Genomic DNA, 11,082 nt, shown 5'->3' on the forward strand with positions numbered 1-11,082 from the left:
GGTGGGTGGTGGGCAGGGGGATCCGTCTATTGCGCGGGCGATTGTCAAGACTGGGTCGCTGACGGTCGAGGGGGACGACGTGGTGGCAATGCGGCAGAAGGCGGTTGTTGTGATCGCGGGGCTGGACGGGCAGGTTGCGTCCGAGGACACCGGGAGCGACCCGGACGGGAACATCACCCGGTCGAACCTCGTCCTCAAGGTGCCGACGAAGTCGTTCGAGACCGCGATCCAGCAGCTGTCGGGTCTGGGCAAGCGTCTGCAGATCCAGCAGCAGTCGGACGACGTTACCGAGCAGGTGGTGGACGTCGCCAGCCGGATCGAGTCGCAGCGCGCCAGCCTGGATCGGATGCGGGTGCTGATGACGAAGGCGAACACGATCGGCGACATCGTCTCGGTCGAGAGCGAGCTCACCCGCCGCGAGTCCGACCTGGAAGCCCTGCTGGCCAAGCAGAAGAACCTCGCCCTGCAGACCGATCTGGCGACCCTCACGCTGACCTTGACCGAGAAGGGCAAGGCCCCGGTCCAGCCCGCGAAGCCCGACAAGGGTTTCGTGGCCGGGTTGAAGGGCGGCTGGCACGCCTTCACGGCTACGTTCGCCGCTCTGGCGATGGCGGTCGGCGCGCTGCTCCCGTTCCTCGTCCTGCTCGCGATCATCGCCGTACCGCTGTGGCGCTTCCGTCACAAACTGAGGAAGCAGCCCGCCAGTCAGTGAGCGAGTGCGCCGGCCAGCGCCCGGTACGCCTTCGCACCGGGCGAGGCCGGCGCCGTACTGAGCACGGTCTCGCCGATCGCCGGGGCCTCCGCGAACCGGATCGACTTCGGGATCGCCGGTTGCAGCACGTCCAGCGAGTACGTGTCCGCGATCGTCTCCAGCACGGCGCGCGCGTGCGTCGTCCGGCCGTCGTACAGCGTCGGCAGCACGCCGAGCACGTGCAGACCGGGGTTCGTCAGCCGCTGCACGTCATGCACGGTGTCGAGTAGTTGCCCTACGCCACGATGTGCCAGGGTCTCGCACTGCAAGGGAATCAGCACGTCGGACGCGGCGGACAGACCGTTGACGGTGAGCAGGCCGAGGGTCGGCGGGCAGTCCACGATGATCCAGTCGTACGCCGACCGCAGCGGGCGCAGCGCGGTCCGCAGGACCTGTTCCGGGCCGCTCTCCCGGGCCAGTTGCACCTCCGCGGTCGCGAACGCGATCGTCGCGGGCAGCAGGTCCGGGCCGTCCTCGAACTCGATCAGTACGTCGTGCGCGCGCACACCGCCGAGCAGTACGTGGTGGACGGACTTGTCCAGGTCCTCCGGGTCGATGCCGACCGAGAAGGTCAGACAGGCCTGCGGGTCCAGGTCGACCAGCAGCACGCGGAGGCCGAGCTCGGCCAAGGCCGCGCCGAGCGTGGCGACCGTGGTGGTCTTGGCCACGCCGCCTTTCTGATTCGCGACCGCGAGAGTGCGAGGCACGCGGCCATTGTGCCGTACTGCTGTACCGAAGGACGGGTAGTGGTCGGCTTCGCCGCCGACCGGCACGCTCAGACGCGCGCCCCAGGCGGCTCTCAGGCCGGCCATTACCCGTTCTTCGGTACGCGGACCGGTTATTCTTTCTGCCTGTGAGTACGCCGCGTACGTTGACGCTGCCCGACGGGGTGCGCCCCGTGACACTCGAGACCGAGCGCGGCGCGTTCGCCACGCTGACCGCCGTGCCGTCGATCGGTACGCCGCTGGGCACGGTGCTGCTGGTGCCGGGCTGGACGGGCAGCAAGGAGGACTTCACGCCGCTGGTCGACCACCTGTGCCGCTACGGCTGGCGTACGGTCGCCGTCGACCAGCGCGGCCAGTACGAAACCACCGGGCCGTCCGACAAGTCGGCGTACTCGCTGGCCGAGCTGGGCGCGGACGTGGTCGCGATGAGCAAGGCGCTCGGCGGGTTCAGCCAGTTGGTGGGGCACTCGTTCGGCGGGCTCGTGGCACGGGAGGCGGTGCTGACCGATCCGTCGGTGTTCTCCACGATCAGCCTGCTCTGCTCGGGCCCGTCCGCGTTCACCGACGAGGCGACGCTGCAGAGCCTGCAGATGCTCGCGTACGGGCTGGAGAACCTCCCGATCGAGCAGGTGTACGACATGAAGCTCGCCCACGACAGCGAGACCCCCGGGTACGTCGCTCCGCCCGCGGAGGTCGCGGCGTTCCTCCGCAAGCGCTTCACCAGCAACGTCCCGACCAGTCTGGCCGAGATCACCCGGCGGCTGACCGACGCGGAGGACAAGACCGAGCAGCTGGCGAAGACCTCCGTCCGGAAGCAGGTCCTGCACGGCGCCTCCGACGACGGATGGCCGATCCCAGCGCAGCAGGCGATGGCTGCCGCGCTGGGTCTTCAGGCCGAGGTCATCCCGGACGCCGGTCACTCACCGGCGATCGACCAGCCCGCGAAGACCGCCCGGATGCTCGTCGACTTCTTCCACGACTACCCGAGCCTCAGGACGGTCTGAGCGCCGAGGGCGCCGGCCACTCGGTGCCCTCGGCGAAGTGGTCGTGCCAGAGCGGTGCCTGTGGATCCGGTACGAAGTCGTGGCCGTTGGACGTGGCGACGTACACGTCGGCCGCCGTACCGCGGGTGAACGTGACGATGTCGGACAGCCCGTCCCCGTTGAAGTCTCCCGATCCCGGTACTTCGGCGTTGAACGCGAACGAGCTGTGCCACAGGTCCCCGTCGCCCGTGAACGACCCGCCGGTCGACGTCGCGACGTACACGTCCCCCGCCGTGCCGCCGGTGAAGGTGGAGATGTCGTCGCGGCCGTCGCCGTTGTAGTCGCCGACGTCCGGCGTCTCGGTGCCGACCGCGAAGTGCCCGTGCCATTTCCACCCGGTGCCGAGGAACGACTTCCCGTCGGACAGCGCGACGTACACGCTGGCCGTCGTCCCCCGCGTGAACGTGGCGATGTCGTCCCGCCCGTCGCCGTCGAAGTCACCGACGTCCTGTACCTCGCCGGGCAACCCGAAGTCGCCGTGCCACAGCCAGCTCGTCTGCACGAACTTCGTCCCGTCGGACAGCGACACATACACGTCGTGGGTCGTCCCGAGCGTGAACGTGACGATGTCGTCCTTGCCGTCGCCGTTGAAGTCGCCGACCATCGGGACCTCGCCGTCCAGCGCGAAGAACGTATGCCAGCGTTGCGCGGGCAGGTAGCCGTTCACGCCGTTCGACAACGCGACCCACACCTCGTGCTTGGTCCCGCGGGTGAACGTGATGATGTCGTCCCGCCCGTCCCCGTTGAAGTCCCCGGTCTGCGGGATCTCGTTGCCGGGGGCAAACGACGGGTGCCAGAGCTGCCCGTCCCCCTCGAACCGGGATCCGGTCGAGGTGGATACGTATACATCGGCAGTGTCGCCGCGGGTGAACGTGACCACGTCGTCCTTGCCGTCCCCGTTGACGTCCGACACGGTCGCCGGTCGTGGAGCCGCCGTGAGCGCGGCCGTCGGTGCGCTCGCGTTCCCGGCGGCGTCCACCGCGATCACCTTGTAGTAGTGCGTACCGCGGACCGCCTTGTGCAGGTACGCCGGCACCGGCGACGTACCGACCAGGTTCGCCGCCGTGATCGGGACGTCCGCGCTGGTCGAGGAGTAGATCCGGTACGACGTCGCCCCGAGCGCGGCGTTCCAGTTCAGCAGCACCGAATGCACGCGTGGAGTCGCGACAACGCTGGAAGGAACGTCAGAGCCGGTGGACGCGTACGGCGGGACGATGCTGGCGGCGAGATAACGCGAGGCAGTCCAGGCAGGACCGGTCGGCGTGAGCGTCACCTGCACGCTGCTCTTCCCCGCGGTCGCGGACGCCGGCAGCGGGAACTCGTCCGTGAGCCACCGCATCGTCCCGTTCCCCAACGGCTGCCGCCAGGTCCCCACCGGTACGCCGTCAACGCTGACGGCCGCCTCCTGGTAGGCCGCCGCCTGGTCCGACGTTCTACGCAGCAGTACGCCGAGATTGGCCGCGTCGACCGAGAGCCGGAAACTGATCGGGCTCGTCCCCGAACGCACCCGGCCCGTCATCGGCAGGTAGTCCAGATCGCCGTCGGCCACACTCGTCAACGCCGCCTCCGTACCGCCGTCGGCGTACCCGTGCGCCGTTCGCGATCCGGCGTCACCAACCTCGACCGCGTCCGTCTCCCGCGTGCTGACGGTCGGCTGGGTGTAGAGGAAGCCCGTCGAGCCGTAGTCCGCGATCCAGTCGTTCTGCTGGCCGTGCTCGATCCCGAAGCGGAACGACGAGTCGTACGACATCGACTCGTTCAGCAGGAGCCGGTAGACGGCGTCGCACTCGCGCGCGCATCCCGCCGCCTGCACTTCGTGCGCCGTGTTGCCGGTGAACGCCCGGCTGAACGGTCCGCCGGCGAAGTACCAGCCGCCCTCGTAGAAGTCCTCGGTCCCGGTGCCGTGCTGCTGCGGCGACATCGAGCCGTCGATGTACACCCGCTCGTCGCCCTCGAGGTACCCGCGGTTCGTGCCCATCTCGGCGCCGATCGACATCGTCTGCGCGACGCCGACGAGCTTGCCGCGCCCGGTCAGGTTCGCAACCTGCCAGTCGTCACCCCAGGACGTCCGGCCGCGGTTGGACACCGCCGTGAAGTACGCCGCCGGACCACCCGGCTGCAGGTCGGTCGCCCACTTCTGGTCGGGCGCGCTGCTCAGCTGCACCTCGACGTCGCCGATCGCGGCGCCGCTCTGGTTCACCAGCGACACGGTCGCGGACTCGCGGTAGGGCATCGGCCACCAGGTGGTGAACCAGCCGCCCGGCGCCGGGTCCGCGGCGAACATCAGCGACTTCACGGCGTACGCGCCGAGCCCGGTCCCGAAGAACTCCCCCACCGGCGAGTCCACCGTGGTCCGCCCGTCGAACGCGATCTTCAGCCGGAGCCCGGCGAGCTGCGCGTCGGACGGTTTCACGCCGACGAAGCGGAGCTTGAGCGCACTGATCGCGCCCGGACCCTGCACGCTTCCGAACGACAGCTCCTGGCCGTTGCCCAGGGCATGCGTCTGCGCGGTGGTCGTCGTACTGGACGCGGCCGGCTTCGGGTCCGTCGTACCGGCCGCCCGGAGCGTGTCGAGGACGTCGTTCGCGGGGTCGGACATCGAGAACGTGGTGATGCCGTCGGCGTCCGGGAAGTGCCGGTAGTTCACGTGGTAGTAGTTCGGGTTGTGCTGGACGACGATCTGCATCGACTGCTTGTACGGCATCGGGACCTTGATCTGGAACCCGCCGCCGGCCTGGCTCGCGTTTGCCACCAGCGGGTAGACGAACGGCGCGCCGACCGCGCCGTCGGTCACGTCCTTCAGCGAACGGTTCAGGATCGTCGTACCGTCGAGCGTGATCGTGATGAGGCCGGTGTCGGTCACGTCCGGTACGCCGTTGCGCAGCCGGGTGAACCAGATCGAGTCGATCTCGCCCGGGCCGGAGTCCTCGGCGATCACGCAGCCGGCCGCGGTCTCGCGCAGGCAGGCGGACGGGCCGCCGTCGGCGTTGCTGCCGTCCCGCGCGAAGCTGGAGAACTGGCGGGTGCTGGTCCCCGGCGAGAGGTACGGCAGGCGGTCGAGTTGGCGCAAAGTCTCCCAACCAACCGTCCCCTTGCTCACGGCTGGAGCCGCCGGAGCGGAGGCGTCGCCGGGCGCGGCGAAGCGCGCGAGCGTGCTGCCGAGCGCAGGCGCGGGGGCTGCTGTGGCCGGCGGGCTTACGCCGACAGCGGGGATGGTTGGGGCGGCCAACGCTGCGGCTGCGAGCAGGAGTAGGGGACGGGGCGGCATGGCGGTGCCTCCTGTTGGGGTGGGGTCAGGGCGCGGTGATGACCTTGGCCTGCATGCCCGGGTGCGGGCTGACGATCGTCCAGCCGGTACTGCCCTGCTCGAAGTCGCCGTTCGTCACGGTCAGCCCGACGGCGGTGATGTCGTCGTACCCGACGTCGATCATGTAGTCGCCGACCCCCTGCTGCTCACAGAGCGCGAACTGCATCACCACAGAACTCTCACCCCGCGCGAACTCGGTGATGTCGATCGGCCCCCAGCCGCCCTGCCCGTTCATCCACAGCTTCGGGGGGCTCGCCGCGTCGACGTTGCTGAGCAGCTTCCGGCCCTTCGACGTGACGATCGACACCTGCTTCAGGTGGTATCCGTACAGGTCGTTGGCGTACCCGTCGTAGTCCCACCACGAGATCTCGTACCGCGGCGCGTTCGGGTCCACCGCCATCCGCTGCTCGGCCCAGATGCAGGTACTGGTCCCGGTCGCGGTCCGCTCCGGTACGAACAGGCTCAACCGCCCCTTGCCGTACATCGCGCTGTTCTGGATCGTGTTCGCACCCCCGGGCTGGTACGGCGATCCGGTCCGCGGCAGGGTGCTCGGGATCGGGTCGGACGGCGTCGTCGGTACGGCGGGAGCGGGCGCGCCGGCGTACGCCGCGGCGATCACGTCGTACACGTCCTTCGCCTGGTGCGGCGTGACCTTCTCGAACGAGCCGACGATGCTCTGGCTCTGCTGGTTGAGCTGCCACGCCCGGGTCGCCGGGTTGACGTCCTCGAAGCCGAAGTTCTGCACGGTGAACCCGGTCGGCACCAGGCTGTCGAAGCCGACGTCGATCGGGAAGTTCGCCGCGGCCTGGGTGTAGAGCCGGAGCGCGAGCTTCGCGGTGGTCTTGCCCTTCAGCGCCGCGGTCAGGTCCACCGAGGCCGGCGCCCAGGTGAAGCCGAACTCGTCGGCGATGTCGGACTGCCAGACGACCTTGTCGTCGATCAGCACCTGTTTGAAGAGTTTCCCGGTCTTCGACGGCGTCCGGCTGACTTGATCGTAGGTGGCGAAGTCGAGTTTCCAGCTGCCCGCGTTCGGATCGACGCTCACCTGCTGGTAGGCCTCGGCATACCCGCCGGCGGCCGCGGTCGTGTAGTTGCCCTGGGCAAAGCTCAGCCGGCCGTCGCCGGTCTGTGCCAGGTTGTTCGAGGCGATCGTCGGGCGGCGGTCGTAGTTCACCGGCGCGCCGTACGCGATGATCCCGCCGATCCGGCCGTCCGCGGCGTACGGCATCGCCTGTTGCAGCTCCGCGTTGACGGCCTCCGGGGTCGGTGGCAGCGCGCCGTCGAGGAAACGGTCGGTGTAGAGCAGCAGGATCAGGTCGAGGTGCCGCGGGTTCAGCTTGGCGCGGAGCTCGTCGAGCTGGGCGGCGACGTACCGCGGGTCGCTCGCGCTCTGCGAGCCACCGAGGTACGGGAAGATCGCGCCGTCGATGTACGGCGCCAGCCGGTCGAGGTTCGCGTCGGAGTAGTCCCAGCGGTACATCGTGGTGAGCAGGCCGAGCTTCGGGTTGATCGCGTCCTGGGTGGCCTTCACCTGCGCCAGGTAGTCGGGTGTGAACAGCTTCGCGTTGTCGCCGGCCAGGAAGTCGTCGACCTGCCAGGCCTTGATGTTCGGGTACTGCAGGGACAGCGTGGCGATGTTCCGCGCCCAGGCGATGAAGTCGAGCTTGAACGGGCGCGAGCAGTAGCCCTCGAGGTACGCGCCCTCCGGGCGGTTGGTCTGGCACTCGGTGGGCGGCACCAGGTCCACCCAGACGTCGATCCCGGCCGCCCGGGCCAGCGGCGCGAACTCACTGCGCAGGTCGTCCCAGTCGGTCGGCGACTCCCAGATTCCGAACAGGTACGTGTTCGCGTGCATTGCCTGCAGGCGCGCGACGAGCTTGCGGGAGTCGTAGTGGTACCGGCCGTCGGCGCGCGGGGTCTCCTCGCGGAGCTCGGCGTCGATCGTGTTCCCGCCGGTCTTCGAGCTGAGGACGCCGCCCGGCGGGATGATGCCCTTGGCCCGGGTCTTCACGTCCGGGAAGGCTTGTTGAGTCTGTTCCTGGGCGGTCGCGTGCTGTCCGACGGCGACCAGGGCAACGGCGGCGAGGGCCGCGATCCAGCGCTTCATCCGACCTTCTCCAGCTTCCACTGCTGGCAGTCGCCCTGCCAGTACGGCCAGACGTCGACGTCTGCTCCGGGGGCGGTGGAGCAGCCGCCGACGTCCAGGGTGCGGCCGCCGACCTTCGACGTCACCTTGTAGTAGCCGTTGCCGACGGCATCCAGGTACCACTCCTGGCAGTCACCACCCCAGTACGGCCACTGGTCGACCCGGACGCCGTTCGCCCCGGAGCATCCGCCGACGTCGAGCGCCTTGCCACTGTCGTTGTTGAGGAACTTGTACGACCCGTCGCCGAGGTAGCTGAGTCGCCACTTCTGGCATCTGCTGGCGTCGATCCGGGTGTAGACCTGGACGGTCGCGGCGTCGGCGGCCGAGCAGGCGTCCACTTCCAGGCGGTTCGTCGGCGCGTTGCGCGGCGAGAGCTCGTAGATGCCGTCGGCAACGATGTCGGAGCCCGGGTCGCCGGACGGAAGGGTGAAGGTCTGCCAGGCGGCACTCGGCGTACCGAGCTGGGGTTTGTCCGCGCTGTCGAAGGTGACCTTGCCGATGCGTACGGCGCGGCCGGTGTTGCAGCTGCCGGTCGGCGTACCGCTGGAGCTGGTGACCGCGTGGTACACCATCCACGTCTCCTTGCCGTCCGGCGACGTGAAGAAGCCGTTGTGGCCGGTGCCGAAGACCCAGTTGGCGTCGTTGCGTTTGAACACCGGGCCGGACTTGGTCCAGGCGCTCTGGACGAGCGGGTCGGTGCCGGTCAGTTCGAGTACGCCGAGCGCGTAGTCGGGCGACTCGCACGCGCTGCCGGAGTAGTAGACGTACACCTTGCCGTTGTGGATCAGGGCGTTCGGGGCCTCGGTCACCTTGCGGTCGTTCTGCTCCCACGGCTGGTCGGGACGCGCGAGCAGGGCGGGCGGGCCGCTGATCGTCCACGGGTTGCTCATCGGGGCGATGTACAGGTCCTGGCCGTCGGGGCGGCCGCTCGACCAGAGGTGGTACAGGCGGCCGTCGGGGAGGTTCAGGATGCTGCCGTCGATGGAGTGCTGGTTGCCGGTGTCGAGCTTCGCCTTGAAACTGTAGGGCCCCATCGGGTGGTCGGCCTCGAGGACGAACATCCGGTGGTCGGCGTCCGTGCCGTCGTCGGCGGTGTAGTACAGGTACCACTTGCCGTCGAGCTGATGGATCTCCGGCGCCCAGAGGTTGCAGCAGGCCTCCCCCGGCGGCGGCTGCCAGAGGGTCTGCTCGGGCGCGGCGGCCAGCCCGTCGACCGAGGGGGCGGCGACTCCGACGAGTTTGTCGCCGTGCGTGTAGAGCAGGTTGTAGTTGCCTTCGGCAAACACCATCCAGGGGTCGGCGGCGTTCTCCCGGACCGGGTTCCGCGCGGTGTTCGGCGGGGCCGGCAGCTGTACGTCGGCCGCGAGGGCCGGCGTGGTCGTCGTACGGTCGGCTTTCTGGTCCCCGGCGATCGGCAGGAAGGCCGACACCACCAACGTGACCATTCCGACGGCAGCAGTCGCAAACTTGGCCATACGTCCCTACCTCACCGTGGGCGAACGGATCACCACACGATGACACGCGACGGCGACGACGTCCGCCGTTTCGACCGTAGTCGAAAGATTCTTACCGGAGCGGCTGCACGGTGGTGCCGAGTTCCAGGTCGTCGATGCCGATCGGGGTCAGCGCGTTCTTCAGCGCATCGTCGTACACCAGCGCGCTGACGCTCACCTTGTCGAGACCGGCCGTACCCGTGCCGTACACCCCGAGCCCCCGCGTCATCAGGCCAGTCACCTTCGCGCTGATCCCGTCGAGGTCGGTGACACTCAGCTTGGCCGGGACGACGCACAGGTTGCCGCGGTACACCTGCTGGAACGCGGTCTGGAACGCCGCGAGGTCACCGTGTACGACGCCGATCTCCAGCACCTGGGGTGCGCCCGCGCGTCCACCTTGCGGATACCGGACGACCGGGCCCGCGATCTGATCCTGGCGAGAGTTGAGGAAGCGCGAGACCGCGACCTTGTCGAGCTCGTTCGGTGCGGTCGACCACCCGCCGGCGGGTGCCGGGCAGGGCACCTGTTCCGCCGGAATGTTCGCTCCCGTCGGGGCGGGCCGGACCGGCGGAACCGTCTGGGTGTGGACGTCGATGGTGCGGGCACTCCAGGTCCCGGTCAGCTCGGCGTACCCGGTGCGGATGCCGTCGGTGATTCGCGGGTCGCGGAGCTCGGCTGCGTCGAAGCCTTTCAGCGTGACGGCGTACTGCGCCGGGCAGTTCGGCGGCGGCAGCTTGTCGGGCGCCTCCGGCACCGGTATCGGTACCGGAGCACACAGGACTGGCTCCTTCCCTGGGGCGATGACCACGGGGCCTTTCGCCCGGACCTGGTCGCCGTCGTGGACCAGGAGGTCGTCGTTCGCGCTCCGGGCAGGGGCTTGCGCGGTGGGGCTGTCGTGCTTCGGCAGTACGGCGATGACGCCGATCGCGATCGCCGCCACGCTCGCGGCCGCGACCGCCGGTACCCAGCGGCGGCGGCGTTTCCGGCCGCCGTTCAGGATGAAGTCCAGATCCGGCTCGGGCGGCGGCTGCTGGTCGGCCCGCCAGCGGGCGCCCGCGCGGTTGAGCAGGTCGTCCATCTCGTCGACGGGATTCATCGCACAGCCTCCATACTCATTCGCTGACCTCCAGCCGGACGCGGAGCCGGGCGCGGGCGTCCGACAACGTCGACTTCACGGTGCCCTCGGAGCACCCCATCACCGCGGCCGTCTCGGCGATCGACAGATCCGCGAAGTAGTAGCAGTCCACCGCCAGCCGCTGCCGCGCCGGCAGCCCCGCCACCGCGTCCTCCACATCCATCCGGGCGTCCAGATCCGGCCGGTCCTGCACACGCCGGTCGACCTCCACGTCCCAGAGCGCGACCAGCCCCGGCCGGGTCCGCCGTACCGCCTTGCGCGCCTGATCCGCGGTGATCGCCAGCAACCACGCGGCCGGCGTACCCCGCGAAGCGTCGTACTGGTGCCGCTTCGCCCACGCCCGCGCCAACGCCTCCTGCACCACGTCGTCCCGCTCCACCCCCACCGCCAACCGCCCGGCCAACCGCGCCATAGCCCCCACCCAAGGCCGAACCCACGCCGCAAACCCCGGCCCGTCCCCCGGCGGCCCCGCAACCCCCACC

8 protein-coding genes are annotated in these 11,082 nt (G+C 69.5%); 2 read left to right on the plus strand and 6 right to left on the minus strand.

Translation table 11 applies throughout. The features are described from left to right. The coding region (locus tag VFF46_RS06240; protein ID WP_325036059.1) for a DUF4349 domain-containing protein at positions 1 to 712 on the plus strand (712 nt) is incomplete at its 5' end. On the opposite strand, the gene VFF46_RS06245 is transcribed toward VFF46_RS06240, so the two are convergent. Beyond that, positions 706 to 1,458, minus strand: a complete 753-nt coding sequence (locus tag VFF46_RS06245; protein WP_325036060.1) for a ParA family protein — start codon at positions 1,456 to 1,458, stop codon at positions 706 to 708. The two genes, VFF46_RS06240 and VFF46_RS06245, sit on opposite strands and share 7 nt — an antisense overlap. 146 nt (positions 1,459 to 1,604) lie before the next feature. Here VFF46_RS06245 and VFF46_RS06250 point away from each other — a divergent pair, with 146 nt between their 5' ends. Beyond that, complete coding sequence (locus VFF46_RS06250; RefSeq protein ID WP_325036061.1) at positions 1,605 to 2,480, plus strand: alpha/beta hydrolase; 876 nt, start codon at positions 1,605 to 1,607, stop codon at positions 2,478 to 2,480. Here the strand turns inward: VFF46_RS06250 and VFF46_RS06255 are convergent. The 5 genes from VFF46_RS06255 to VFF46_RS06275 form a co-directional block, all read right to left on the minus strand. Further along, the gene (locus VFF46_RS06255) at positions 2,467 to 5,787 is read right to left on the minus strand and encodes a DUF2961 domain-containing protein (RefSeq protein WP_325036062.1); all 3,321 of its coding nucleotides are present in this window, start codon (positions 5,785 to 5,787) and stop codon (positions 2,467 to 2,469) included. The genes VFF46_RS06250 and VFF46_RS06255 overlap by 14 nt on opposite strands. A gap of 25 nt (positions 5,788 to 5,812) precedes the next feature. Next, on the minus strand, positions 5,813 to 7,933 hold the full coding sequence (locus VFF46_RS06260) for a hypothetical protein (protein WP_325036063.1): 2,121 nt from the start codon (positions 7,931 to 7,933) through the stop codon (positions 5,813 to 5,815). Beyond that, complete coding sequence (locus VFF46_RS06265) at positions 7,930 to 9,447, minus strand: family 43 glycosylhydrolase (protein ID WP_325036064.1); 1,518 nt, start codon at positions 9,445 to 9,447, stop codon at positions 7,930 to 7,932. Before VFF46_RS06265 ends, VFF46_RS06260 begins: the two co-directional genes overlap by 4 nt. Positions 9,448 to 9,538: 91 nt before the next feature. Continuing rightward, positions 9,539 to 10,561: a hypothetical protein gene (locus VFF46_RS06270; RefSeq protein WP_325036065.1), complete on the minus strand. Its 1,023-nt coding sequence runs from the start codon at positions 10,559 to 10,561 to the stop codon at positions 9,539 to 9,541. Between the two features lie 16 nt (positions 10,562 to 10,577). Then, complete coding sequence (locus tag VFF46_RS06275; RefSeq protein ID WP_325036066.1) at positions 10,578 to 11,081, minus strand: RNA polymerase sigma factor; 504 nt, start codon at positions 11,079 to 11,081, stop codon at positions 10,578 to 10,580. Position 11,082 lies beyond the last annotated feature (1 nt).

Source organism: Kribbella sp. (assembly GCF_035655035.1).
GTDB lineage: Bacteria > Actinomycetota > Actinomycetes > Propionibacteriales > Kribbellaceae > Kribbella.

Coding starts and splice junctions, on each gene's coding strand:
- VFF46_RS06255 (WP_325036062.1), bottom strand. CDS start 5,787: ATGCCGCCCCGTCCCCTACTCCTGCTCGCAGCCGCAGCGTTGGCCGCC.
- VFF46_RS06260 (WP_325036063.1), bottom strand. CDS start 7,933: ATGAAGCGCTGGATCGCGGCCCTCGCCGCCGTTGCCCTGGTCGCCGTC.
- VFF46_RS06265 (WP_325036064.1), bottom strand. CDS start 9,447: ATGGCCAAGTTTGCGACTGCTGCCGTCGGAATGGTCACGTTGGTGGTG.
- VFF46_RS06270 (WP_325036065.1), bottom strand. CDS start 10,561: ATGAATCCCGTCGACGAGATGGACGACCTGCTCAACCGCGCGGGCGCC.